Source organism: Pantoea eucalypti (genome assembly GCF_009646115.1).
Classification (GTDB): domain Bacteria; phylum Pseudomonadota; class Gammaproteobacteria; order Enterobacterales; family Enterobacteriaceae; genus Pantoea; species Pantoea eucalypti.
In genome coordinates, this window is record NZ_CP045720.1 from 3,818,096 (window position 1) to 3,844,749 (window position 26,654).

General features: G+C 55.3%; 13 protein-coding genes, 1 tRNA gene, 3 rRNA genes and 1 riboswitch. Of the genes, 7 read left to right on the plus strand and 10 right to left on the minus strand.

Annotated elements, in window-relative coordinates:
* Positions 1-93 precede the first annotated feature (93 nt).
* Positions 94-1,446 carry a lysine-sensitive aspartokinase 3 gene (gene lysC / locus EE896_RS17840; RefSeq protein WP_140916095.1) on the minus strand — a complete coding sequence of 451 codons (1,353 nt, stop codon included), beginning with the start codon at positions 1,444-1,446 and terminating at the stop codon, positions 94-96.
* A 113-nt stretch (positions 1,447-1,559) separates the two neighbouring features.
* A riboswitch (Lysine riboswitch) is annotated at positions 1,560-1,752 on the minus strand.
* A gap of 391 nt (positions 1,753-2,143) precedes the next feature.
* On the opposite strand from lysC, the gene pgi reads away from it, so the two are divergent.
* The 5 genes from pgi (at position 2,144) to EE896_RS17865 (ending at position 8,286) form a co-directional block, all read left to right on the plus strand.
* Positions 2,144-3,790: a glucose-6-phosphate isomerase gene (gene pgi / locus EE896_RS17845; RefSeq protein ID WP_008926599.1), complete on the plus strand. Its 1,647-nt coding sequence runs from the start codon at positions 2,144-2,146 to the stop codon at positions 3,788-3,790.
* 566 nt (positions 3,791-4,356) lie between these two features.
* Entirely contained in the window at positions 4,357-4,614 is a 258-nt protein-coding gene (gene yjbE / locus EE896_RS17850) for an exopolysaccharide production protein YjbE (protein WP_008926598.1), read from the plus strand.
* A 194-nt stretch (positions 4,615-4,808) separates the two neighbouring features.
* Positions 4,809-5,456 (plus strand): YjbF family lipoprotein, encoded by a 648-nt coding sequence (locus EE896_RS17855; RefSeq protein WP_003852764.1) that lies wholly within the window; start codon positions 4,809-4,811, stop codon positions 5,454-5,456.
* On the plus strand, positions 5,453-6,196 hold the full coding sequence (locus tag EE896_RS17860) for a capsule biosynthesis GfcC family protein (protein ID WP_008926596.1): 744 nt from the start codon (positions 5,453-5,455) through the stop codon (positions 6,194-6,196). The genes EE896_RS17855 and EE896_RS17860 overlap by 4 nt, the downstream gene beginning before the upstream one ends.
* The gene (locus tag EE896_RS17865) at positions 6,196-8,286 is read left to right on the plus strand and encodes a YjbH domain-containing protein (protein WP_039660686.1); all 2,091 of its coding nucleotides are present in this window, start codon (positions 6,196-6,198) and stop codon (positions 8,284-8,286) included. Before EE896_RS17860 ends, EE896_RS17865 begins: the two co-directional genes overlap by 1 nt.
* 281 nt (positions 8,287-8,567) lie before the next feature.
* Here EE896_RS17865 and metH read toward each other — a convergent pair whose 3' ends face one another.
* Entirely contained in the window at positions 8,568-12,203 is a 3,636-nt protein-coding gene (gene metH, locus EE896_RS17870) for a methionine synthase (RefSeq protein ID WP_420372168.1), read from the minus strand.
* 242 nt (positions 12,204-12,445) lie between these two features.
* Between metH and iclR the strand changes: the two genes are divergently transcribed.
* The gene (gene iclR / locus EE896_RS17875; RefSeq protein ID WP_003852768.1) at positions 12,446-13,273 is read left to right on the plus strand and encodes a glyoxylate bypass operon transcriptional repressor IclR; all 828 of its coding nucleotides are present in this window, start codon (positions 12,446-12,448) and stop codon (positions 13,271-13,273) included.
* On the opposite strand, the gene aceK is transcribed toward iclR, so the two are convergent.
* The 8 genes from aceK to EE896_RS17915 form a co-directional block, all read right to left on the minus strand.
* Positions 13,248-14,996: a bifunctional isocitrate dehydrogenase kinase/phosphatase gene (gene aceK / locus EE896_RS17880; RefSeq protein ID WP_039660688.1), complete on the minus strand. Its 1,749-nt coding sequence runs from the start codon at positions 14,994-14,996 to the stop codon at positions 13,248-13,250. The two genes, iclR and aceK, sit on opposite strands and share 26 nt — an antisense overlap.
* Positions 14,997-15,058: 62 nt before the next feature.
* Positions 15,059-16,360: an isocitrate lyase gene (gene aceA, locus EE896_RS17885; RefSeq protein WP_003852771.1), complete on the minus strand. Its 1,302-nt coding sequence runs from the start codon at positions 16,358-16,360 to the stop codon at positions 15,059-15,061.
* 17 nt (positions 16,361-16,377) lie between these two features.
* Entirely contained in the window at positions 16,378-17,976 is a 1,599-nt protein-coding gene (gene aceB, locus EE896_RS17890; protein ID WP_105099477.1) for a malate synthase A, read from the minus strand.
* A 262-nt stretch (positions 17,977-18,238) separates the two neighbouring features.
* Positions 18,239-19,168 (minus strand): homoserine O-acetyltransferase MetA, encoded by a 930-nt coding sequence (gene metA, locus EE896_RS17895; protein ID WP_003852776.1) that lies wholly within the window; start codon positions 19,166-19,168, stop codon positions 18,239-18,241.
* Between the two features lie 211 nt (positions 19,169-19,379).
* Positions 19,380-19,495 (minus strand): 5S ribosomal RNA (gene rrf / locus EE896_RS17900).
* Positions 19,496-19,589: 94 nt separating this feature from the next.
* A 23S ribosomal RNA gene (locus EE896_RS17905) occupies positions 19,590-22,499 on the minus strand.
* A 212-nt stretch (positions 22,500-22,711) separates the two neighbouring features.
* Positions 22,712-22,787, minus strand: a tRNA-Glu gene (locus EE896_RS17910).
* A gap of 86 nt (positions 22,788-22,873) precedes the next feature.
* A 16S ribosomal RNA gene (locus EE896_RS17915) occupies positions 22,874-24,415 on the minus strand.
* Together the 16S, 23S and 5S rRNA genes with 1 tRNA gene alongside form the textbook arrangement of a ribosomal RNA operon.
* A gap of 632 nt (positions 24,416-25,047) precedes the next feature.
* Between EE896_RS17915 and purH the strand changes: the two genes are divergently transcribed.
* Positions 25,048-26,637: a bifunctional phosphoribosylaminoimidazolecarboxamide formyltransferase/IMP cyclohydrolase gene (gene purH / locus EE896_RS17920; protein ID WP_008927150.1), complete on the plus strand. Its 1,590-nt coding sequence runs from the start codon at positions 25,048-25,050 to the stop codon at positions 26,635-26,637.
* The last annotated feature ends 17 nt before the right edge of the window (positions 26,638-26,654 follow it).

Sequence of the window (26,654 nt, forward strand, 5' to 3'; positions counted from 1 at the left end):
CAGAATATTGGCGAAATTACGCTGCTTTTTCCTCTAAACCACGGTAGATCGAACCACCTGGCACGGCACCGATAATCGGCATTAACCAGAGGATTACTCGAACAGATTGCGATGCAGGGTACGTACCACGCTTTCCGCATCGTTGCCGGGCACCAGGAAGCAGAGATTGTAGCTGCTGGCACCGTAGCAAATCATCCGCAGGTTGAACGGATCGAGTACACCAAACACCTCTTTGCCGACACCGCATGCTTTTGACAGCTGGTTGCCGATAATCGCCACCAGCGCCAGATCTTCTTCCACCTCTACCCGGCACAGCGACGAGAGTTCAGTCAGCAAGGCCTGGGTCAGCAGACTGGCGCTGGTTGAGGTCGAGCCGGTGGTGTCGAGGGTCAGCGCCACGCTCACTTCGGAGGTGGTGATCAGGTCAACCGAGACGTTGTGACGTGCCAGAATGTTGAAGAGTTCGGCGAGGAAACCAAACGTATGCAGCATGTTAAGGCTATGCAGCGTTAACAGCGTCTGCTTGCGGCGTAAAGCCAGCGCCCGGAACAACGGCGGGTTACGGGTTTCGTTGCAGACGCGGGTTCCGCCCGCTGCCGGATCCTTGCTGGAACCGACGAAGACCGGAATACCCCGACGCACAGCAGGAAGCAGTGTCGCGGGATGCAGCACTTTCGCGCCAAACGTCGCCATTTCGGCGGCTTCTTCAAAAGTGATCTCGTCAATGCGCTTCGCCGTCGGCACCACGCGGGGATCGGTGGTGTAGATGCCTGGCACATCTGTCCAGATATCCACCCGCGCCGCACTCAGCGCTTCGCCCAGCAGCGCGGCGGTGTAATCACTGCCGCCACGCCCTAAGGTGGTGGTGCGCCCCTCACGTTCACTGCCAATGAAGCCCTGAGTAATGACCAATGCCTGCCCGATGCGCGGCTGTAACTGCGCCGTCGCCTGCTCCGCCAGCACCTCAACATCCGGTACAGCCCGGCCAAAATGATCGTCGGTGCGCATCACTTTACGGACATCGAACCACTCCGCGTTAACCTGACGTTCACGCAGAATTTCCACAAACAGCAGTGATGACATCAGCTCGCCGTGGCTGACCAGTTCATCAGTCAGGGCGTTAGAGGTGGCCAGTGAAGCCGCTTCAGAGAGCATGCTGATATTGTCGATCATCCGATCGATTTCATCGCGGATCACTTCCGGATGCTGCAGGCGATCGACAATGGCATACTGAATACGGCGGATATCATCAAGCAGAACAGCGCGCTGCGGAGCCTGCTGGCCTTCAGCCAGCGCCACCAGCAGATTGGTAATGCCCGCCGAAGCAGAGAGCACAACCAGACGCGTACTGGCGTCCTGCAACACCACATCGGCGCTGCGGTTCATCGCTTCAAAATCGGCTACGCTGGTGCCGCCAAATTTTGCCACTATCAGAGTTTGAGACATGTAGGACCTCGTGTCAGGTTATCTTGTTCTCGCCGATGAAAGGGTCGAGAAACATTCTTTCAGCCAGGCACAAGGAAAGAGCAGAAACGGGCGGACAAGATCAGTTAGACGAGTCACCCAGAAGCGCCCCACCTTGCGAAACGTCGACTGCAGACGTTTCTGGTGACAACCCAGAGGATTCAGCCCCTGTAGCCGACAGGCAGCACACCGCGTGCTGACCCACCTCGGCGTCGCTCCCCATTATGTGTTTTCACCGGATACGGTTCCTCCAACACACTACCTGGGCGACGCGCCTCTTCTGGCTTGCGCACAGGTGCGCAAGTAGGCGCATAGATTTAGCCTTTTCTGGACCTGCTGTCAATGTCAGCGATGGCTGGAGAGCCGCATCAGAAAACAAATTAACCCGCGCCGCAGCGGCTACAGTGCTTAATGGGTTCAGCACCTGCAGCAATCCCTGATACGGCACAACGTTTTGCGCAGACTTTTGCGCCACACTTTGTTGCGCGCGGGGTTTGTGCCCCGCAGGGTGTCCGCGCCAGTGAATGCTGACGATAAACCACAGCGTGCCGATCGCCTGTCCGGTGCGCGCTGACAAAATTTTTCCTTTCAGTTACAACTGTGGTCATACTGAAACGCTAAACGGGCATGATGTGCCTCCGATGGAATGACGGTTCTTAATATCAACAAGAGTGTTGCCATGAAAAATATCAATCCGACACAAACCGCAGCCTGGAAAGCGCTGCAACAGCATTTTGAGCAGATGAAATCGGTAGAAATTGCCGATCTGTTCGCCCAGGATGCCGATCGTTTTGCCAAATTCTCTGCCACCTTTGATGATCAGATGCTGGTGGATTTCTCCAAAAACCGCATCACCCAGGAAACGCTCGATAAGCTCCAGGCGCTGGCCAAAGAGACCGATCTCAGCGGTGCCATCAAGTCTATGTTCTCGGGTGAGAAGATTAACCGCACTGAAGATCGTGCGGTGTTGCATGTCGCACTGCGCAACCGGAGCAACACGCCGATTCTGGTGGATGGCAAAGATGTGATGCCAGACGTCAACGCGGTGCTGGACAAGATGAAAGGCTTCTCAGAGCGCATCATTAGCGGCGAATGGAAAGGCTATACCGGTAAAGCGATCACTGACGTGGTGAATATCGGCATCGGCGGCTCCGACCTCGGCCCATTTATGGTGACAGAGGCGCTGCGCCCGTATAAAAACCATCTGAACATGCATTTTGTCTCCAACGTTGACGGCACCCATATCGCCGAAACGCTGAAAGACCTCAGCCCGGAAACCACCCTGTTCCTGGTTGCCTCCAAGACCTTCACGACTCAGGAAACTATGACCAACGCCCACAGTGCGCGCGACTGGTTCCTGAAAACTGCTGGCGATCAGCAGCACGTAGCGAAACACTTTGCTGCGCTGTCGACCAATGCCAAAGCGGTGGGTGAATTCGGTATCGACACCAACAACATGTTTGAATTCTGGGACTGGGTTGGCGGCCGCTATTCACTGTGGTCAGCCATCGGTCTGTCGATCATTCTCTCAATTGGCTTCGAAAACTTCGAGCAGCTGCTGAGCGGCGCACATGCCATGGACCAGCATTTCGCAACGACCCCGGCTGAGCAGAACCTGCCGGTGCTGCTGGCGCTGATTGGCATCTGGTACAACAATTTCTTTGGTGCTGAAACCGAAGCGATTCTGCCTTATGACCAGTACATGCACCGCTTTGCCGCCTATTTCCAGCAGGGAAATATGGAGTCAAACGGCAAGTATGTGGATCGCGCCGGTCATCCGGTGGACTACCAGACTGGCCCCATCATCTGGGGTGAACCTGGCACTAACGGTCAGCACGCGTTTTATCAGCTGATCCATCAGGGCACCAAGCTGGTTCCGTGTGACTTTATTGCGCCGGCTATTACCCATAACGCGCTGACAGATCACCATCCGAAGCTGCTCTCTAACTTCTTTGCCCAGACCGAAGCGCTGGCGTTTGGTAAATCACGCGACGTTGTCGAGAAAGAGTTTACCGATGCCGGTAAATCTGCAGAGTCAGTGGCCCATATCGTGCCGTTCAAAGTGTTTGAAGGGAACCGCCCGACTAACTCCATCCTGCTGCGTGAGATCACCCCATACAGCCTGGGTGCGCTGATTGCCCTGTATGAGCACAAAATCTTCACTCAGGGCGCCATCCTGAATATCTACACTTTCGATCAGTGGGGTGTGGAATTAGGTAAGCAGCTGGCAAACCGTATTCTGCCGGAACTGGAAAATGAGGATGAAATTACCACTCACGACAGTTCCACCAATGCCTTAATTAATCGTTATAAATCCTGGCGTTAATCGGCATTAATTTTACCGGGCGGCAACCTTGTCGCCCTTTTTTTGTCTGTTTTAACATCTTATTGGGTAATTCATCAGGACAGAGATGCCTGCCAGCACGGGAAAAGTCTTAAAATACCCCAGGATAATTCTGAACATCACGCTCCGGAACAGCGCTTAATCCAGTATAAAGCGGATCTGATAATAGCGGCGTTACGAGGTTAACTATTGATTCATAGCCATATTTAATTTAAGGCCTTCTGAGTAAATTCTGATTATTCTTATTCCGTACCATTTATAAATAAAAAAGAACATTACGCTTTGCATTCCCCTTAGCAGCAGCGAAATATAGGGTATCAACCGGAAATACTCCGATATAAAAAGCAGTTATCCCCAATATTACTGATTAAATCACGCAATCATCCCGCCATTTGCCCTGGTTTTTATAGCACTGAACTCTGATATTTTGTTGCCCTATAATGAACGCGCCCGCAATGGGACTGTCCGTCGCACTGGTCGCAGCCTGTCTGCATAGCCATTGTCGCTGGTCAGAGATCCTTCATTCACTCAATGCAGGAAACGTTGTTATGAAAAAAACTATGGTTGCCGGTGCAGCCTTGATCCTCGTTGCCGCCTCCTCAAGCGCATTTGCTGCGCCGCAGGAAGCAGGTGAAGCAGGTACGGCAGCAGGCGCGCAGGCGGGAGCAATCTCTGCTGGTGCTTCTACCGCTGTCGGTATCGGCGCACTTGGTGCGTTGGTCGGGCTCGGCATTGCCGCTTCTGGCGGTGGTGACGGTGCAAATACCGGTACAACAACCACAACCACGACGAGCACCACTCGTTGATGGATGCCCGAAACGCGTCTGATTACTGAACGGTAACAAACCGGCGAGGCTGAAAAACTGACTACGGTGAGGATTTCAGCGGAGCCACATTGTCTGCCGCTTTGCAGCCAGACGGGACGGGCAGAGCACCTTTAAACATAACCACACGCCTGTGTGGTTATTTTTACTTTGGCATGACTTATCAGGGACACACAGTGCGCCAACTTCCTCTGCTGCTCGCTTGCCTGCTGCTGCAGGCCTGTACACAAACGCAAAAAGGTCTTGAACAGACTTTGCTGCTCGCGGTTAACGGTCCGGATGACGTCACCGTTACCGATCAACAGGTCAACAATCTCCCCTATGCCAGTCTCTACGCTCGTCTGAATGACGGTCCGCGCATTTTTGTGGTGCTGGGCTACAGCGAGCAGGGACAGCAGAAATGGGTCACGCAGGATCAGGCGATGCTGGTAACACAGCATGGCCGTCTGGTTAAAACCCTAGGCTTACCCGATAACCTGCTGAGCGTCAGCAATCTGCAACAGGATCCGCTCGCTGACAGTCTGCATATCAGCAACGGCGCTGGCTGGACCCGCATCGTGCAGTGGACCGAGCAGGGTAAGGTTCGCGGCGCGACCGTGCGTTCAACCTTCCAGCGCGGCACCGACGAGGTGCTGACGGTTGCAGGCAACCGCATCCCGTGTCGTGTCTGGCATGAGCAGGTGAGCATCGACAGCAGTAACCGCGAGTGGGAAAACACCTTCTGGATCGATAACAGCAGCGGCGATGTGGTGCAGGCCCATCAGATGCTGGCGGCCGATGCCTTCCCTGTTGATATCACTATTCTGAAGCCGGCGAAATCATGAAAAAAATCACTATTTTGCTGGCCGGGCTGAGCCTGTTCAGCGTCGCAGGGGCGCAGGCTGCTGCGCAGGTTACTGTCCATACACCGCACAATGGCGGTCAGGCTGAGCTGAGCCAGATCACTGATCTCTCACAGCTGGTGACCCTGCCTCCACTGCAGGTCAACACGGACTGGCGCAGTACCTTTATTGCCGAGCGCGGTGCAACCGCAGTCGCCCGGCAGCAATATCAACAGACGCTGGGCGCGTTACGGGCCTGGCGTGCCGACAGCAGCGGCGATCGGGCGGCGGCCATTGATGAGGTGATTCGCCAGCTGAGCGCCATTAAAGTGGCTGGTCGTCAGTTCACGTCGCTCGACCCGGACTGGATCCGCTTACATCCGGCGGACAACCGTCGGCTGGAAGGCAGCTATGACCTCTATCTGCAGGCGCCCACCGATTCAGTGCTGCTGCTCGGCGCACTGAGCGGCGCAGGCAAGGTGAGCTGGCAGCCGGGTAAATCAGTACGCGACTATCTGGATGGTCATGACGCACTCTCCGGGGCAGAACGCAATTTTGTCACGGTGATTGCCCCTTCAGGCGCCACACAGCAGGTGCCGGTTGCTTACTGGAATCGCCGCCATGCGGAAGTGGAGCCAGGCAGCGTTATCTGGCTGGGCTTTTCGTCATGGAGCCTGCCAGGCAGTGATGAAGACCTGAACGATCGCATCCTTTCCGTACTGACTCACCGGATACCAGACTGATGAAAAAACGTTATCTCTTCAGCCTGTTGGCTGTTTCCGTGGCGGCAGCCTGTCAGGCGCAGGCTGACACTTTCCCCGCGCCGGTGGGTCCTTCACAATCCGATTTCGGTGGTGTTGGCCTGATGCAGGTGCCGACGGCGCGCATGTCCAGAGAGGGTGAATTCAGCCTCAACGCCCGCGACAACGATCAGTATCGTTACTACTCTGCCTCACTGCAGCTCTTCCCCTGGCTGGAAACTACGGTGCGTTATACCGACGTGCGGACCCGTCAATACAGTGCGGTATCAGAATTCAGCGGCACACAGAGCTACAAAGATAAAGCCTTCGATTTGAAACTGCGCCTCTGGCAGGAAGGTTTCTGGCTGCCAGAGGTGGCGGTGGGAACCCGCGATCTCGGCGGTACTGGCCTGTTCGACAGCGAATACTTGGTGGGAACCAAAGCCTGGGGACCGTTCGACTTTACGCTGGGTGTCGGCTGGGGCTACCTCGGCAACAGCGGCACGCTGAAAAACCCCTTCTGCTCATACAGCGACAGCTATTGTCAGCGTCCGAAAGTGGGCGAAGCGGGTTCGATCAATGGCTCGCAGATGTTCCATGGTCCGACGGCGCTGTTTGGCGGCGTGGAGTATCAGACGCCCTGGCAGCCGCTGCGCCTTAAGATGGAATATGAAGGCAACGACTACCAGAATGACTTTGCTGGCCGCCTTGATCAGCGCAGCAAGCTCAACGTTGGGGCAATCTATCGTGTGACCGACTGGGCCGACATCAACGCCAGCTACGAACGCGGCAATACCTTTATGTTTGGTGTCACCATCCGAACCAACTTCAACGATCTGCGCCAGGCGCACATCGACAGCGAGAAGCCGGCCTACAATCCGCAGCCGCAGCCAAAACTGCTGGAGACAACGGTGGTGGGTTCTCAGCTGACCGATCTGAAATACAACGCCGGTCTCGACGGTCCGCGTATTCAGACTCAGGGCCATACGCTCTATGTGTCAGGCGAGCAGACGAAGTATCGCGATACCCGTGAAGGGGTGGATCGCGCTAACCGCATTATCATGAACCACCTGCCTGACGGCATCGACACGATCAATGTCACCGAGTCGCGCTTTAACATGCCGCAGGTAACCACGGAGACGAAAGTCGCCAGCCTGCGTAACGATCTGGAAGGCTATCCGCTGGGCCATGAGAAGCCGCTGCAACAGACACGCAAAGAACCGGTCGATCCGGGTACCACTGAGCAGGGGATGTTTATCCGTAAAGATCGCCTGAACTACAGCCTGTCGCCGGTGCTGAATCAGTCGGTGGGCGGCCCGGAAAGCTTCTATATGTATCAGGTCGGCGTGATGGCCAGCGCGGATTACTGGCTGACGGACCACCTGCTGGTGGGCGGCAGTCTGTTTGGTAACCTCGCCAACAACTATGACAAGTTCAACTACAACGGCGCACCGGCGGACTCTTCCCTGCCGCGCGTGCGTACCCATATCCGCGACTACGTTGAGAACAATGTCTACGTCAACGATCTGCAGGCGAACTATATGGGCCAGCTCGGTAATGGCTTCTATGGTCAGGTCTACGGCGGCTATCTGGAGACGATGTACGGCGGCGTGGGTGGCGAGGTGCTTTATCGTCCGGTCGATGCGAACTGGGCGGTGGGCGTCGATGCCAACTACGTTCGTCAGCGTGACTGGGACAATATGATGCAGTTTAACCGCTATAAAGCGGCAACCGGCAACCTGACGGGCTACTGGCGTCCATGGTTCATGCAGGATGTACTGGTGAAAACCAGCGTCGGTCAGTATCTGGCGAAAGATAAAGGCGTGACGGTTGATGTGTCGAAGCGCTTCGACAGCGGCGTGATGGTCGGTGTTTATGCTACCAAAACTAATGTGTCGTCTGAAGAGTATGGCGAAGGCGACTTCACCAAAGGCTTCTATATCTCCATCCCGATGGATCTGTTCACCGTGACGCCAACGCGTGGTCGCGCGCAGGTGAACTGGGTGCCGCTGACGCGTGATGGTGGTCAGATGCTGGGCCGTAAGTACCAGCTGTATGATCTGACGTCGGATCGCGATGCTCGCTTCAACTAAGCAGAGGCGGCCTTCGGGCAGCTCAGCGCTGTTTACAGAAGCAGGCTCAGGGAGCAAACGCCCTGCGTAAAGACGCAAAAAACGCCAGGAGCGTTTTTGAACAACGCAACGCGTTGGTCCGTTTGCGGGCGCACCTCAGGGATGAGGTGCGTAATTGCGCGGGCCGAGCGGCCAAAGACTGGCTTTAGCGCCTTTCCGATCTGACCGTGTTTTCTGCGCCGCTCCGGTATCACAGCAGTGCGGACCAGGCTTTATCAACCACCTCAGGCCGCTTTTTTTATTTAGTCCGCGTCGTAGCCGAGATTCGGCGCCAGCCAGCGCTCCACCTCCGTAACCGACATCCCTTTGCGTGCCGCATAATCTTCCACCTGATCACGCTGAATCTGCGCCACGGCAAAATAGCGGCTGTCAGGATGGCTGAAGTACCAGCCAGACACCGCCGCACCCGGCCACATCGCATAAGACTCGGTGAGTTTCATGCCGGTCTGCGCTTCCACTGCCAGCAGACGCCAGATAGCGGCTTTTTCGGTATGCTCCGGGCAGGCCGGATAGCCTGGCGCCGGACGTATCCCCTGATAATTTTCGCGAATCAGCTCTTCGTTGCTGAGATTCTCGTTGGGCGCAAAGCCCCAGATCACCTTACGCACCCGCTCGTGCAGGTATTCGGCAAAGGCTTCCGCCAGACGGTCAGCCAACGCTTTCACCATGATCTTGTTGTAGTCGTCGTGCTGACGATCATAGGCCTCCGCCAGCGCATCCTCTTCCAGTCCGCCTGTCACCGCGAACGCGCCAAGATAATCCGCTTTTCCGGAGGTTTTCGGCGCGACAAAATCCGCCAGGCAGTAGTTGGCGAAGTCGGTTTTCTCGGTCTGTTGACGTAAGTGATGACTCACACACAACACTTCATCGCGCCGCTCATCACTGTAGAGATGAATATCATCGCCGACCCGGTTAGCCGGGAAAATACCGACCACACCACGCGGTTTCAGCAGTGACTGATCACTTAATCTGTCGAGCATCGCATTGGCATCGGCGAACAGACGCTGCGCCTCTTCACCGACCACCTCATCTTCAAGAATGCGGGGATATTTGCCCGCCAGCGACCAGGTCATAAAGAATGGCGTCCAGTCGATGTAGTGGCGCAGCGTGGCAATGCTGGCCTCCACCTGGCTGACACCGAGACGGTGTGGCACCGGCGGCGAGTAGCTTTCCCAGTCAATCGACGTGGCGTTATCGCGCGCCGTCTGCAGCGAGACCGGCGGCGTGCGCGGCTTTTTGCGCGCATGCTGGATGCGTACGGTTTCGTACTCTTTGCGCGTTCGGGCAACGAAATCGTCTTTTAAGGTGGCGGAGAGCAGTGATGAAACGACGCCAACAGTGCGTGAGGCGTTCTGCACGTAGACCGTCGGGCCGCTGTAGTGCTGCTCAATTTTGACGGCAGTATGTGCCTTTGAGGTGGTCGCGCCGCCAATCAGCAGCGGTAAGGTAAACCCCTGACGCTCCATCTCTTTCGCCATATTGACCATCTCATCCAGCGACGGCGTAATCAGACCGGATAAGCCAATGATGTCCGCATTCACTTCGCGCGCCGTTTTAAGGATTTTTTCGCCCGGCACCATCACGCCAAGGTCGACAATTTCGTAGTTATTACACTGCAGCACCACGCCGACAATGTTTTTGCCGATGTCATGTACGTCACCTTTAACGGTGGCCAGCACGATTTTACCGTTGCTGCGCCCCGCCTCTTTGCTGGCTTCGATAAAAGGCTCCAGATAAGCCACCGCCTGCTTCATTACGCGTGCCGATTTCACCACCTGCGGCAGGAACATTTTGCCTTCGCCGAACAGGTCACCGACCACGTTCATGCCGGACATCAGCGGACCTTCAATCACTTCTATCGGACGCGGCACCTGCTGGCGCGCCTCTTCGGTATCCTGCTCGATAAACTCCGTGATCCCCTTAACCAGCGAATACTCCAGTCGTTTCACCACGTCCCAGCTTCGCCACTCGGCGAGCTGCTTTTCCTGCGCACCATCGCTTTTGCCGCCACGGTATTTCTCCGCCAGCGCCAGCAGCCGCTCGGTGCCATCATCCCGGCGGTTAAGGATCACATCTTCTACCGCCTCGCGCAGTTCTGTCGGCAGATCGTCATAGATGGCCAGCTGACCTGCGTTAACGATGCCCATATCCATGCCGTTTCGGATGGCGTAGTAGAGGAACACCGCGTGTATTGCTTCACGAACCGGATCGTTGCCCCGGAATGAAAACGATACGTTGGAGACGCCGCCGGAGATCATGGCATGGGGCAGTTCACGCTTGATATCTTCACAGGCACCGATGAAATCAATGGCGTAGTTGTTGTGTTCGTCGATGCCGGTGGCGACTGCAAAAATGTTGGGATCGAAGATAATATCTTCCGGCGGGAAACCGACCTGCTCGGTGAGGATGTGGTAAGCACGGCGGCAGATCTCAATTTTACGGGCACGCGTATCCGCCTGGCCCACTTCGTCAAACGCCATGACTACCATCGCCGCCCCATAACGCCGGACCTGCCGCGCATGGTGGATAAAGGCGGCTTCACCCTCTTTCATCGAAATCGAGTTCACGATCCCTTTGCCCTGAATGCACTGCAGCCCTTTCTCAATGACCTCCCATTTGGAGGAGTCGATCATGATCGGCACGCGGGCAATATCGGGCTCGCCTGCAATCAGATTCAGGAAGCGCACCATCGCTGCTTCAGCATCGAGCATCCCTTCATCCATGTTGATGTCGATGATCTGTGCGCCGCTCTGCACCTGCTGCAGCGCCACTTCAAGCGCTTCGTTGTACTTCTCTTCTTTGATCAGCCGCTTAAATTTTGCGGAGCCAGTGACGTTGGTGCGCTCACCAACGTTAACAAACAGTGACTCTGCGGTGATGTTCAGCGGCTCAAGACCCGAGAGACGACAGGCCACTGGAATCGTCGGCAATGGACGCGGCGCAACACCTTCAACCGCCGCGACCATGGCAGCGATATGCTTCGGCGTCGTACCACAACAGCCGCCAATAATATTCAGGAAACCCGAGGTCGCCCATTCACCAATCTGCTGCGCCATCAACTCTGCATCAAGATCGTATTCGCCGAACGCGTTGGGCAGACCGGCGTTAGGATGGGCAGTCACGTAGCCTTCAGCAATGCGTGACAGCTCCGCCACATACTGACGCAGTTCATCCGGTCCCAGCGCGCAGTTCAGGCCAAAAGAGAGCGGTTCGGCATGGCGCAGCGAGTTGTAAAAGGCTTCCGTGGTCTGACCGGAGAGCGTCCGGCCTGACGCATCGGTGATGGTGCCGGAGATCATCAGCGGCAGCGTGACACCCAGCGCTTCCATCTCGGTCTGCACTGCATAGATGGCGGCTTTGGCATTCAGCGTATCGAACACCGTTTCGATCATAATGATGTCGGAACCGCCCTCCACCAGCGCACGGGTTGATTCGCGGTATGCCTCTACCAGCTGATTAAAGGTGACGTTTCGGTAAGCCGGATCGTTGACGTCGGGTGAGATCGAGCAGGTGCGGTTGGTCGGGCCGAGCACCCCCGCGACATAACGCGGGCGGTCCGGTGTTTTCGCCGTCCACGCATCTGCGCAGGCTCGCGCCAGCCGGGCCGCTTCATAATTGATCTCCGCCGACAGGCTTTCCATCTGGTAGTCCGCCATCGCAATCGACGTGGCGTTAAAGGTATTGGTTTCGAGGATATCTGCACCTGCAGCCAGATAAGCGTCGTGGATCTCGCGGATCACGTCCGGTTTACTCAGCACCAGCAGATCGTTGTTGCCTTTGAGATCGCAGGGCCAGTCAGCAAAACGGCTGCCGCGATAATCCTCTTCCTCCAGCCGGTAACTCTGGATCATGGTGCCCATGCCACCATCCAACACCATAATGCGTTGTGCGAGCTGCTGATGTAGCGCGTCGATTTTATTGCTCACTGTTGCCCCATTCACGTCAGTCTGCTGGCGGAAAACCCTGTTTTCCATTCTGGCACAACCCTGTCTGGCGACAAAGTAACCTCACCTGAGAGATTTTCAGATCATCGCCTTACAGGTCTGACCAGAAAACCAGCGTTTGCAAACCGCGCGATTAAAACGAAAATGATTTCCACAATGCAAAAGGAGAGACAACAATGGCCACGCCCGTTCCTGTTAAGCGCGGTAAGAAACCCCGCGGCACCCCTGTCGCCGCACCCGCGGGCGGTCAGGTTCAATCACTGACGCGCGGCCTCACGCTGCTGGAGCTGATTGCAGATTCACATGGCAGCGTGGCGCTGACCGAGCTCGCGCAGCAGGCGGGTTTGCCTAACTCCACCACGCATCGCCTGCTCAGCACCATGCAGCAGCAGGGCTTTGTCCGCCAGGTGGGCGATCTCGGGCTATGGACGATTGGCGCACACGCCTTTGTGGTTGGCAGCAGTTTCCTGCAAAGCCGTAATCTGCTGGCGCTTGTTCATCCGGTGTTGCGGAGCCTGATGGAGCAGTCCGGTGAAACAGTGAATCTGGCGGTGCTGGACCTCAGTGACTATCAGGCGGTGATCATTGATCAGGTGCAGTGCACCCAGCTGATGCGGATGTCAGCACCGATTGGCGGCAAGCTGCCGATGCATGCGTCAGGTGCAGGCAAAGCCTTTCTGGCCCATCTGGGGGAAGAACAGATTACTGCCCTGCTGCATCAGAAAGGATTGCACTACTACACGCCAAAAACCCTGATGTCGCCACAGAGTCTGAAAGAGAATCTGGCACAGGTGCGTAAAGCGGGCTTTTCGCTGGATGATGAAGAGCATGCACTCGGACTGCGCTGTGTCGCTGCACCCATCTATGATGAACATGGCGAGGCGTTTGCTGCCCTCTCCATCTCCGGCCCTATCGCCCGCATGACAGACGACAGGATCACGGAATTAGGTGCGCTGGTCATCCGCGAAGCGCGTCAGGTTACGCTGGCGTACAGCGGTCGCTAACCCTCTCTGGCGTATAGCAGACGCTGAAACGCTGCGTCTGCCGCCAGGCGATCACCTCTTCGACGTGGCCCTGCGCGATGCGCTGCTGCTGTGTACGCCACCAGCTGGCGTCGAATATTTCCGGATGCAGTTCCAGCAGCAAAGCGCCGGTCGCGGTTTCGCTGCATAACGCATAGCGGAAGGTTTCGGGAAAGACATCGTCTGGCCCCACGCTGTACCACGGCTCGGCACTGAGTTCATCTTCCTCATAGCGTGCCGCGGGCACCTCCCGGAAGTTCAGCTCCTGCATCGGGCGGATCTCATCGTAATCGTAAAATATCACCCGCCCATGACGGGTTATGCCGAAGTTTTTAAACAGCATATCGCCGGGAAAGATATTGGCTGCCGCCAGCTGTCGAATGGCATTGCCATACTCTTCAATGGCATGACGTCGCTCGGCTGGGCTGGCCTGGGCAAGATAGAGATTCAGCGGCTGCATACGGCGCTCCAGCCACAGATGACGAATAATCAGGCGATCGCCTTCGATATACAGCTTCTCTGCCACACAGGCGTGGAGTTCCGCCAGCAGCGCTGGTGAGATGCGCGCCAGCGGCAGTGCAAACTGTTCAAACTCCTGGGTATCTGCCATGCGCCCCACGCGGTCGTGCTCTTTGACCTGCTGATAACAGGCGCGGACCTGTGCTTCCGTCACCTCTTTTTGCGGTGCGAAGCGATCCCTGATGACCTTGAATACCCAGTCAAAGCCCGGCAGCGTGAAGACCAGCATCACCATGCCGCGCACGCCAGGCGCGATCTCAAAGGCTGTTTCACTCTCTGCCAGCGCCTGAAGATATTCGCGATAGCTTTCCGTTTTACCGTGCTTCTGGCAGCCAATCGCCATATAGCGTTCGGCCAGCGTTTTGGCGGGCAGAATGGGTTGCAGCCAGGCGACCAGTGCCGCAGGTACCGGGGCATACACCATGAAATAGGCGCGGGCAAAACCAAAGACAATGCTGGCGTCATTCACATCCGTCAGACAGGTGTCGATCCACAGTTCGCCGGTTTCCGTCCGCTGGATCGGCAGCAGACAGGGAAAGATACTCGCTGGCAGATGCAGACGCGCCACCAGCCAGGCCGTTTTGTTGCGATAAAAGAGTTCACTGTTGACCTCGAGCCAGCCCTCGCTCAGCCGGGGAAAATGCGACTCCAGGTGGCGGACAATCCAGCCCACATCGCGCGCGCGGTGCTGCCACGGTAGCGTCAGCGGTAGATCCTCCAGTATCTGATCTACCAATGCCCGCCAGCCCCGCTCCGGCTGGTAACGCCGTGATAAGGGGCGCAGAGGTGTGACCGGCGCGGTCAGGGACTGAGAGCTGAAGATAAACAGCCGTTCAGGTTGCAGGTCGGCATGTCCGTGTAGCCGGCAATAGACGGAATTAAAGAAGCTTTCGGCAATTTCGTGCCGCGGATAGCCAGGTAGCAGGCTTTGATAGTGATCTTTAACCCTCAGCCAGAACATCGCATCCCAGCTTGCCGCACCGTTCAGCACGCGCAGTTGATCGGCAACCAGGCTGACGTGATGATCATAGAGATGAATGCGAGCCTTCATGGCATGCTGCACTGCCTGCCATTCTGCCTGCTCAAAGCGCTGCTGCGCGCCGGCAGTAATATCCAGAAAGCGTCCATACTGAGCATCAAATCCCTGCAGGATAGTGTGTGCAATCAGCGATTCGCGTGGCGGCATAGTCAGCTCCGGTCAATGCCCGCCCGCATGGTGCGGGCGGGGAACCCATCAGAGAAAAAGCGTCAGAACTGGTGCTCTTCGGTCGAGCCGGTGAGCGCGGTGACCGAGGATTTACCGCCCTGAATGATGTTGGTCACCTGATCGAAATAGCCGGTGCCCACTTCCTGCTGATGTGACGAGAAGCTATAACCGCGATCGCGGGCCGCGAACTCAGGCTGCTGAACCTTTTCCACATAGTGGCGCATCCCTTCACCCTGCGCATAGGCATGGGCCAGATCGAACATGTTGAACCACATGCTGTGGATGCCTGCCAGCGTGATGAACTGGAAGCGATACCCCATGTCGCTGAGCGCCTGCTGAAATTGCGCGATAGTGCGGTCGTCGAGGTTCTTTTTCCAGTTAAACGAGGGCGAGCAGTTGTAGGCCAGTAGTTTGCCGGGGAAACGCGCATGAATAGCGTCGGCAAAACGCTGCGCCATCGCCAGATCTGGTGTTGAGGTTTCACACCACAGGATGTCAGCATAAGGTGCATAGGCCAGTCCGCGACTGATCGCCTGTTCAATACCGGCATGAGTGCGGAAGAAGCCTTCTGCCGTCCTGTCGCCCCGGATAAAGGGACGATCGTATTCATCGCAGTCTGAGGTAATCAGGTCAGCGGCGTCGGCGTCGGTGCGAGCCAGTAGCACGGTTGGCACACCCATTACATCGGCCGCCAGTCGTGCCGCTACCAGTTTCTGAATCGCTTCCTGGGTCGGTACCAGCACTTTGCCACCCATGTGACCGCATTTTTTAACCGCCGCCAGCTGGTCTTCGAAGTGGACAGCCGCCGCCCCCGCCTGAATCATCGCCTTCATCAGCTCATAGGCATTGAGCACGCCGCCAAAACCGGCTTCAGCATCGGCAACAATCGGCAGGAAGAAATCAGTATGCCGGCTGTCGCCCTCTTCAATGCCGCTGGACCACTGAATCTGATCGGCACGCTGAAACGTCTGGTTAATGCGGGTCACCACTTCCGGTACGGAGTTCACCGGGTAGAGCGACTGATCGGGATACATCTGTCCTGCCACATTGGCATCCGCAGCCACCTGCCAGCCAGAGAGATAGATCGCTTCAATGCCCGCTTTGGCCTGTTGCAGTGCCTGCCCGCCACTGAGCGCACCCAGGCTGTTGATGTAACCTTTCTTCGCCTCGCCGTTCAGCAGCGCCCATAACTTTTCGGCACCGCGCTCTGCCAGCGTACAGGCAGGCAGAACCGAGCCGCGCAGATTAACCACCTCTGCTGCGCTGTAAGGGCGGATAATGCCCTCCCAGCGTGCGGTCTGCCAGAGTTGTTCCAGTTGATCGATCTGTTGAGTACGTGTCATGGCAATAGCTCCTCTGTTCAGGGGATCAGGCGGTAGCCCGGCAGGGTAAGAAAGGAAACCAGTTCGCGTTCGGTGGTGATCTGCGCCATCAGTTGTGCCGCGTCGTCATAGCGACCGGCGCTGAACCGGGCTTCGCCCAGCGCGTTTTGCAGCAGGTGCAGCTCTTCGTTCAGCCAGCGCAGAAACAGTTCGGCCGTAACCTGCTGGCCGTTGTTCAGGATTTGCTGATGACGAATCCATTGCCAGATTGAGGTCCGTGCAATCTCAGCGGTGGCGGCATCCTCCATCAGCCCGTCAATCGGCACACAGCCGTTACCGCTGATCCAGGCTTCAAGGTATTGCAGCGCGACGCGGATGTTGGCGCGCATCCCTGCTTCGGTGCGCTCACCCTGACAGGGCGCAAGTAACTGCTCCGCCGTGATTGGTGCATCCTCTTCCCGCATAACATGCAACTGGTTGGGTCGGTCGCCCAGCACGGCATTGAAGACCGCCATAGCGGTGTCTGCCAGGCCCGGATGCGCAATCCAGGTACCGTCATGCCCGTTGCCGGCCTCACGCTGTTTATCTTCCGTCACGCGCTGCAGTACCCAGGCATTACGTGTTGGGTCTTTAGCAGGAATCAGGGCTGACATTCCCCCCATCGCGAAGGCTCCCCGACGATGACAGGTTTTAATCAGCAGACGTGAGTAAGCATCCAGAAACGGCTGCGACATGGTGACTGACTGGCGATCCGGCAGAACGCGATCCGCATGCTGTTTCAGGGTTTTGATGTAGCTGAAGATGTAATCCCAGCGGCCGCAGTTGAGGCCCACAATATGATCGCGCAGATTCCACAGGATCTCATCCATCTGAAACACGGCGGGTAACGTTTCAATCAGGACGGTAGCCTTGATCGTACCGCGCGGCAGATCGAACTGATCCTCGCTGAAACTGAAGATCTCACGCCACCAGGCGATCTCCTGCCAGCTCTCTGTTTTCGGCAGATAGAAGTAAGGCCCGCTGCCTTTGGCCAGTAAAGGCCGGACGTTGTGGAAGAAATAGAGCGCGAAATCAAACAGCCCGCCCGGAATCGCCTCACCCTGCCAGCTGACATGTTTTTCTGACAGATGCAGACCGCGAACCCGGCACATCAGCACCGCTGGGTTTGCGCCGAGCTGATAAATTTTGCCTTTGTCGCTGGTGTAACTCAGCGTGCCCTGCACCGCCTCGCGCAGTGTGAGCTGCCCTTCCATCAGCTTTGACCACTCCGGTGACAGCGAATCCTCAAAGTCGGCCATAAAGACTTTTACGTTTGAGTTCAGGGCATTAATGACCATTTTTCGATCCGGTGGGCCGGTGATCTCAACCCGACGATCTTCTAAGTCGGCCGGAATGGATTGAATACGCCACGCACCCTCTCTTATGGAAGCAGTTTCCATATCGAAGTCTGGCAGATAGCCCTGGTCATAGCGTTGCTGACGCTGCTGGCGTGCCAACAACAGCTCGTTGCGTTGCGATGCAAAGCGTGCGACCAGCGCTTCCAGAAAAGAAACCGCTTCGGGCGTTAACAGCTGTTGTTCGGCATGGCTAAAGGGCTGGCTGAAATTCAGCGCAGGGCTGATCACTGAGTCTGTCATGCTGGCGTTCTCCTGTATTCAAAGGATCGAATGCAGCGGATCCACACGGTGTTTATTTTGTGAGCTACAGGATCAGAGCATAAGCATTTATTTATCTAAATCAAAAACTATTTCCATTTTTATACATTAACCCAGCTATCCTGATGTTTTATATAGCTTTAAAGTTTTATTTATTAAAGGAACGACTTTCATTGCTGTTTTTCAGGCGAAAAAAAACCGTGTTGCCATCGGCTAACACGGTTCAGTTGATCTTCGGGCGGGACTATTCCAGCGTTGGATTCATGCGACGCAGATCGAATGGCGTGATCTGGTAAACGTAGTAGTTGAGCCAGTTCGAGAACAGCAGATTACCGTGGCTACGCCAGGTCGCGCGCGGTGGCAGGGCCGGATTGTCCTGTGGGAAATAGTTATAGGGGACTTCCGGATTCACACCCGCTTCATAATCACGATGATACTCACCAGACAACGTCAGCGCGTCATACTCCGGATGGCCAGTAACAAATACCAGGCGTTTGTCTTTACTCGCCATCAGATAGGCACCGGTTTGTTCCGATTCAGCAAACAGCTCAAGATCGGTGTAATCCGAGATCAGTTGAGTAGGAAAATCAGCATAACGAGAGTGTGGTGCGAGGAAATTATCATCAAAACCCCGGGTCAGTAAGGCATGAGGATGCAATATCTGATGCTCATAGACGCCGGACAGTTTGTTATGTCGGGTTTGCTTGGGAATGCCATACAGAATATTAAGCGCCGCCTGCACGGCCCAGCAGACAAACAGCGTTGAGGTGACGTGCTCATTTGCCCAGTGCAGCACGCGCTGAATCTGGGGCCAGTAAGCAACATCATTAAAATCGACCAGCCCCAGTGGCGCACCTGTCACGATTAAGCCGTCATAGTTGTCATGCTGGATATCTTCAAAATTGCAGTAGAAGTTGTTGAGGTGCTCAGTGGGCGTATTGCGTGACTCGCGGCTGTCGATGCGCAGCAGCTGAATATCGATCTGTAAGGGCGAGTTGGAAAGCAGACGCAGAAACTGATTCTCTGTTTCGATCTTTTTCGGCATCAAATTCAGTATGAGCACTTTAAGCGGTCGGATCTCCTGAACACTGGCGCGCGACGACGTCATGACAAAGACGTTTTCGTCACGCAAAAAATTCACTGCCGGTAATTCGTCGGGAACCCTGATTGGCATAACCTGCTCACCTCTCGTAACCATATAAACGTTTAGACATCTGGATGCCCAACATTAGCCTGATCGTTGTGAGATGTCGAGGTTTCATGCGGAAAATGAAAATGTTTCAGCTTAAAGGGGGATAGTGTTAAAGGGACATAGCGCAGACGCAAAATAATGCAGACGTAAAAAAGCCCCGCACTCTCGTGCGGGGCTTCTTCACTTATTTAATGCCTGGCAGTTCCCTACTCTCGCATGGGGAGACCCCACACTACCATCGGCGCTACGGCGTTTCACTTCTGAGTTCGGCATGGGGTCAGGTGGGACCACCGCGCTAAAGCCGCCAGGCAGATTCTGTCTCCGCGCCGCCCGTGAAGGCCGCGCAGATTATTATCCGGTACAGGCTGAAAATCATGTCTCTCAAAAACGCCTCTGGCGTTGTAAGGTTAAGCCTCACGGGTCATTAGTACCGGTTAGCTCAACGCATCGCTGCGCTTACACACCCGGCCTATCAACGTCGTAGTCTTCAACGTCCCTTCAGGACTCTCAAGGAGTCAGGGAGAACTCATCTCGGGGCAAGTTTCGTGCTTAGATGCTTTCAGCACTTATCTTTTCCGCACTTAGCTACCGGGCAATGCCATTGGCATGACAACCCGAACACCAGTGGTGCGTTCACTCCGGTCCTCTCGTACTAGGAGCAACCCCCTCAATTCTCCAGCGCCCACGGCGAGATAGGGACCGAACTGTCTCACGACGTTCTAAACCCAGCTCGCGTACCACTTTAAACGGCGAACAGCCGTACCCTTGGGACCTACTTCAGCCCCAGGATGTGATGAGCCGACATCGAGGTGCCAAACACCGCCGTCGATATGAACTCTTGGGCGGTATCAGCCTGTTATCCCCGGAGTACCTTTTATCCGTTGAGCGATGGCCCTTCCATTCAGAACCACCGGATCACTATGACCTGCTTTCGCACCTGCTCGAGCCGTCACTCTCGCAGTCAAGCCAGCTTATGCCATTGCACTAACCTCACGATGTCCGACCGTGATTAGCTGACCTTCGTGCTCCTCCGTTACTCTTTAGGAGGAGACCGCCCCAGTCAAACTACCCACCAGACACTGTCCGCAGCCCGGATTACGGGCCTACGTTAGAACATCAAACATTAAAGGGTGGTATTTCAAGGTTGGCTCCACGCGAACTGGCGTCCGCGCTTCAAAGCCTCCCACCTATCCTACACATCAAGGCTCAATGTTCAGTGTCAAGCTGTAGTAAAGGTTCACGGGGTCTTTCCGTCTTGCCGCGGGTACACTGCATCTTCACAGCGAGTTCAATTTCACTGAGTCTCGGGTGGAGACAGCCTGGCCATCATTACGCCATTCGTGCAGGTCGGAACTTACCCGACAAGGAATTTCGCTACCTTAGGACCGTTATAGTTACGGCCGCCGTTTACCGGGGCTTCGATCAAGAGCTTCTCCTTGCGGATAACCCCATCAATTAACCTTCCGGCACCGGGCAGGCGTCACACCGTATACGTCCACTTTCGTGTTTGCACAGTGCTGTGTTTTTAATAAACAGTTGCAGCCAGCTGGTATCTTCGACTGGCTTCGGCTCGGGGAGCAAGTCCCTCCACCTACGCGCCAGCGTGCCTTCTCCCGAAGTTACGGCACCATTTTGCCTAGTTCCTTCACCCGAGTTCTCTCAAGCGCCTTGGTATTCTCTACCTGACCACCTGTGTCGGTTTGGGGGTACGATTCTGTGTTACCTGATGCTTAGAGGCTTTTCCCCGGAAGCTGGGCATTTATCACTTCAGCACCGTAGTGCCTCGTCGTCACGCCTCAGCGTTAATAAGGGACCGGATTTTACCGGACCCTCCGCCTACACGCTTAAACCGGGACAACCGTCGCCCGGCTGATATAGCCTTCTCCGTCCCCCTTCGCAGTAACACCGAGTACAGGAATATTAACCTGTTTCCCATCGACTACGCCTTTCGGCCTCGCCTTAGGGGTCGACTCACCCTGCTCCGATTAACGTTGAACAGGAACCCTTGGTCTTCCGGCGAGCGGGCTTTTTCACCCGCTTTATCGTTACTTATGTCAGCATTCGCACTTCTGATACCTCCAGCATGCCTCACAGCACACCTTCGACGGCTTACAGAACGCTCCCCTACCCAACAACACATAGTGTCGCTGCCGCAGCTTCGGTGCATGGTTTAGCCCCGTTACATCTTCCGCGCAGGCCGACTCGACCAGTGAGCTATTACGCTTTCTTTAAATGATGGCTGCTTCTAAGCCAACATCCTGGCTGTCTGTGCCTTCCCACATCGTTTCCCACTTAACCATGACTTTGGGACCTTAGCTGGCGGTCTGGGTTGTTTCCCTCTTCACGACGGACGTTAGCACCCGCCGTGTGTCTCCCGTGATAACATTCTCCGGTATTCGCAGTTTGCATCGGGTTGGTAAGCCGGGATGGCCCCCTAGCCGAAACAGTGCTCTACCCCCGGAGATGAGTTCACGAGGCGCTACCTAAATAGCTTTCGGGGAGAACCAGCTATCTCCCGGTTTGATTGGCCTTTCACCCCCAGCCACAGGTCATCCGCTAATTTTTCAACATTAGTCGGTTCGGTCCTCCAGTTAGTGTTACCCAACCTTCAACCTGCCCATGGCTAGATCACCGGGTTTCGGGTCTATACCCTGCAACTTAACGCCCAGTTAAGACTCGGTTTCCCTGCGGCTCCCCTATACGGTTAACCTTGCTACAGAATATAAGTCGCTGACCCATTATACAAAAGGTACGCAGTCACCCCCATAAAGAAGGCTCCCACTGCTTGTACGTACACGGTTTCAGGTTCTGTTTCACTCCCCTCGCCGGGGTTCTTTTCGCCTTTCCCTCACGGTACTGGTTCACTATCGGTCAGTCAGGAGTATTTAGCCTTGGAGGATGGTCCCCCCATATTCAGACAGGATACCACGTGTCCCGCCTTACTCATCGAGCTCACAGCATATGTGCTTTTGTGTACGGGAGTATCACCCTGTACCCTGCGACTTTCCAGACGCTTCCACTAACACACATGCTGATTCAGGCTCTGGGCTGCTCCCCGTTCGCTCGCCGCTACTGGGGGAATCTCGGTTGATTTCTTTTCCTCGGGGTACTTAGATGTTTCAGTTCCCCCGGTTCGCCTTGCAGCACTATGTATTCATGCTGCAATGATGCACAGAGTGCACCGGGTTTCCCCATTCGGACATCGACGGCTGTAGCGGTTCATATCACCTTACCGTCGCTTTACGCAGATTAGCACGTCCTTCATCGCCTCTGACTGCCTGGGCATCCACCGTGTACGCTTAGTCGCTTAACCTCACAACCCACAGGCGTTTTACAACGCTGCGAGCTGCAAGCATTTGAGAGACTCGAACGTGTCGCGCTTTTCATTCTTATTACGGAGAATGAAAACGACACGTCGTTTCAATTTTCAGCTTGTTCCGGATTGTTAAAGAGCAATATCTTAAACATGACTCGTAAGTCATCTTTAAGATATGTGGGCAACATCTTTCACCTGTCACCAAGCTTTGGCGTCCCCTAGGGGATTCGAACCCCTGTTACCGCCGTGAAAGGGCGGTGTCCTGGGCCTCTAGACGAAGGGGACAATTAAGTCTGTCTTCGAAAGACACTTTGCTCGTTATTTTCTATCAGACAATCTGTGTGGGCACTGCGCGGGAAGGTATCTTCAGGTAAGGAGGTGATCCAACCGCAGGTTCCCCTACGGTTACCTTGTTACGACTTCACCCCAGTCATGAATCACAAAGTGGTAAGCGCCCTCCCGAAGGTTAAGCTACCTACTTCTTTTGCAACCCACTCCCATGGTGTGACGGGCGGTGTGTACAAGGCCCGGGAACGTATTCACCGTGGCATTCTGATCCACGATTACTAGCGATTCCGACTTCACGGAGTCGAGTTGCAGACTCCGATCCGGACTACGACGCACTTTGTGAGGTCCGCTTGCTCTCGCGAGGTCGCTTCTCTTTGTATGCGCCATTGTAGCACGTGTGTAGCCCTACTCGTAAGGGCCATGATGACTTGACGTCATCCCCACCTTCCTCCGGTTTATCACCGGCAGTCTCCTTTGAGTTCCCGCCATCACGCGCTGGCAACAAAGGATAAGGGTTGCGCTCGTTGCGGGACTTAACCCAACATTTCACAACACGAGCTGACGACAGCCATGCAGCACCTGTCTCAGAGTTCCCGAAGGCACCAAAGCATCTCTGCTAAGTTCTCTGGATGTCAAGAGTAGGTAAGGTTCTTCGCGTTGCATCGAATTAAACCACATGCTCCACCGCTTGTGCGGGCCCCCGTCAATTCATTTGAGTTTTAACCTTGCGGCCGTACTCCCCAGGCGGTCGACTTAACGCGTTAGCTCCGGAAGCCACTCCTCAAGGGAACAACCTCCAAGTCGACATCGTTTACGGCGTGGACTACCAGGGTATCTAATCCTGTTTGCTCCCCACGCTTTCGCACCTGAGCGTCAGTCTTTGTCCAGGGGGCCGCCTTCGCCACCGGTATTCCTCCAGATCTCTACGCATTTCACCGCTACACCTGGAATTCTACCCCCCTCTACAAGACTCAAGCCTGCCAGTTTCAAATGCAGTTCCCAGGTTAAGCCCGGGGATTTCACATCTGACTTAACAGACCGCCTGCGTGCGCTTTACGCCCAGTAATTCCGATTAACGCTTGCACCCTCCGTATTACCGCGGCTGCTGGCACGGAGTTAGCCGGTGCTTCTTCTGCGGGTAACGTCAATCGATGCGGTTATTAACCACATCGCCTTCCTCCCCGCTGAAAGTACTTTACAACCCGAAGGCCTTCTTCATACACGCGGCATGGCTGCATCAGGCTTGCGCCCATTGTGCAATATTCCCCACTGCTGCCTCCCGTAGGAGTCTGGACCGTGTCTCAGTTCCAGTGTGGCTAGTCATCCTCTCAGACCAGCTAGGGATCGTCGCCTAGGGTGGGCCATTACCCCGCCTACTAGCTAATCCCATCTGGGTTCATCCGATAGTGAGAGGCCCGAAGGTCCCCCTCTTTGGTCTTGCGACGTTATGCGGTATTAGCCACCGTTTCCAGTGGTTATCCCCCTCTATCGGGCAGATCCCCAGACATTACTCACCCGTCCGCCACTCGTCACCCAAGAGCAAGCTCTCTGTGCTACCGTCCGACTTGCATGTGTTAGGCCTGCCGCCAGCGTTCAATCTGAGCCATGATCAAACTCTTCAATTTAAGTTTGATTTGCTTAAACAAGTTAAGCGGTGCTCATCTGTAAAACGTCATAATGAATTTCATTATGTGTTCACTCGTGAGGCTTTGATATTTTTTTACGTCCGGAGACGCTGATATCAATCCTGCGAGTGCCCACACAGATTGTCTGATAAATTGTTAAAGAGCAGTGCGAACAGTGCGTTAGCGTCCTGTCGCGAGGTGGCGTATATTACGCTTTCCTCCTGCAGAGTCAACCTCTATTTCAGAAGTTTTTCTCCGGCGGCGCAGTCTCCTGTGCCTCTCAACCCGCTTCCCGTTGCCGGTGTTCCGTGTCGATGGATGCGCATTATAGGGAGTTGTCGGAGAGTCGCAACCCATAAATTGAATAAAAGAGAGCGTTCGCTGCATTCCACAGCAAAAGCCGCTGTTATACGCAGTTACACACAATGTTATCCACACAGAGCGGGCTATATGAATTTAGGCGAGCATCGCGCAAACGTTTTCGCTACAATGCCGGGCAATATTCCGGACACCCCTTTTCGGGGCGTTACCTGAGGTTTTTGATCTTTTCTTCCTATATAGAAGAGAAAACCGCTATGAAGCCTGACGTAACGCTCTTATATACGCGAAACAAAGCCAAGGGATAAACCACCATGCAACAACCTCGTCCTGTACGCCGCGCATTGCTCAGTGTCTCTGACAAAGCCGGTATCCTCGAATTTGCTCAGGCGCTCTCAAGTCGCGGTGTCGAGCTGCTCTCCACAGGTGGAACAGCTCGCCTTCTGGCGGATGCGGGTCTGGCTGTCACTGAAGTCTCTGACTACACCGGCTTCCCGGAAATGATGGATGGACGCGTCAAAACCCTGCATCCGAAAGTGCATGGCGGCATTTTAGGTCGTCGCGGCCAGGATGATGCCATCATGGCGCAGCACGATATCAGCCCAATCGACATGGTGGTCGTTAACCTCTATCCCTTTGCACAGACTGTCGCCCGTGAAGGATGTTCACTGGAAGATGCAGTGGAAAATATCGACATCGGTGGCCCAACCATGGTGCGCTCTGCTGCAAAGAACCATAAAGATGTCGCCATTGTGGTCAGCAGCGGCGACTACGATGCCATCATTGCTGAAATGGACGCTCATGAGAACGCACTGACGCTTGAGACCCGTTTCGATCTGGCAATCAAAGCCTTCGAACACACCGCCGCTTATGACAGCATGATCGCTAACTACTTCGGCACCCTGGTGCCCGCCTATCACGGTGAACGCAATCAGCCCGCTGGCCGTTTCCCGCGTACCCTGAATCTGAACTTCATTAAGAAGCAGGACATGCGTTACGGCGAAAACAGCCATCAGGATGCAGCCTTCTATATAGAAGAGAATATCAGTGAAGCCTCAGTGGCCACTGCGCAGCAGGTTCAGGGCAAGGCACTCTCCTATAACAATATTGCTGACACCGATGCTGCACTCGAGTGTGTCAAAGAGTTCAGTGAACCCGCCTGCGTCATCGTCAAGCATGCAAACCCTTGTGGTGTCGCAACCGGTGATGATCTGCTGGCAGCCTATGAGCGGGCTTATCAGACCGACCCAACTTCCGCGTTCGGCGGCATCATCGCCTTTAACCGCGAGCTGGATGAAGCGACGGCTCAGGCGATTATCAGCCGCCAGTTTGTTGAGGTGATCATCGCACCCGCCGTTTCCGAAGCCGCGCTGAAAATTACCGCGGCTAAACAGAATGTCCGTGTGCTGATCTGTGGTCAGTGGCAAAACCGTACTGCCGCACTGGATTTCAAACGCGTCAATGGTGGCCTGCTGGTCCAGGATCGCGATCTCGGTATGGTGGATGCCAGCCAGTTGCGCGTGGTCAGCAAACGCCAGCCAACCGAACAGGAGCTGCGTGATGCGCTGTTCTGCTGGAAAGTGGCGAAGTTTGTTAAGTCCAATGCCATTGTTTATGCGCGCGACAACATGACAATTGGTATAGGTGCCGGGCAGATGAGCCGCGTCTACTCCGCTAAAATTGCAGGTATCAAAGCAGCCGATGAAGGTCTGGAAGTCAAAGGATCCGCCATGGCGTCAGATGCTTTCTTCCCGTTCCGTGATGGAATTGATGCTGCAGCGGCGTCCGGCGTGAGCTGTGTTATCCAGCCTGGCGGCTCCATCCGTGATGAAGAAGTGATTGCGGCGGCTGATGAGCACGGCATTGCCATGATCTTCACCGACATGCGCCACTTCCGCCATTAATTGTTCTGGAGAGTAAC

Bases quoted from the DNA above. Each gene is read 5' to 3' on its own strand.
- lysC (WP_140916095.1), bottom strand. From the start codon at position 1,446: ATGTCTCAAACTCTGATAGTGGCAAAATTTGGCGGCACCAGCGTAGCC.
- pgi (WP_008926599.1), top strand. From the start codon at position 2,144: ATGAAAAATATCAATCCGACACAAACCGCAGCCTGGAAAGCGCTGCAA.
- yjbE (WP_008926598.1), top strand. From the start codon at position 4,357: ATGAAAAAAACTATGGTTGCCGGTGCAGCCTTGATCCTCGTTGCCGCC.
- EE896_RS17860 (WP_008926596.1), top strand. From the start codon at position 5,453: ATGAAAAAAATCACTATTTTGCTGGCCGGGCTGAGCCTGTTCAGCGTC.
- EE896_RS17865 (WP_039660686.1), top strand. From the start codon at position 6,196: ATGAAAAAACGTTATCTCTTCAGCCTGTTGGCTGTTTCCGTGGCGGCA.
- metH (WP_420372168.1), bottom strand. From the start codon at position 12,203: ATGGTGTTGGATGGTGGCATGGGCACCATGATCCAGAGTTACCGGCTG.
- iclR (WP_003852768.1), top strand. From the start codon at position 12,446: ATGGCCACGCCCGTTCCTGTTAAGCGCGGTAAGAAACCCCGCGGCACC.
- aceK (WP_039660688.1), bottom strand. From the start codon at position 14,996: ATGCCGCCACGCGAATCGCTGATTGCACACACTATCCTGCAGGGATTT.
- aceA (WP_003852771.1), bottom strand. From the start codon at position 16,360: ATGACACGTACTCAACAGATCGATCAACTGGAACAACTCTGGCAGACC.
- aceB (WP_105099477.1), bottom strand. From the start codon at position 17,976: ATGACAGACTCAGTGATCAGCCCTGCGCTGAATTTCAGCCAGCCCTTT.
- metA (WP_003852776.1), bottom strand. From the start codon at position 19,168: ATGCCAATCAGGGTTCCCGACGAATTACCGGCAGTGAATTTTTTGCGT.
- purH (WP_008927150.1), top strand. From the start codon at position 25,048: ATGCAACAACCTCGTCCTGTACGCCGCGCATTGCTCAGTGTCTCTGAC.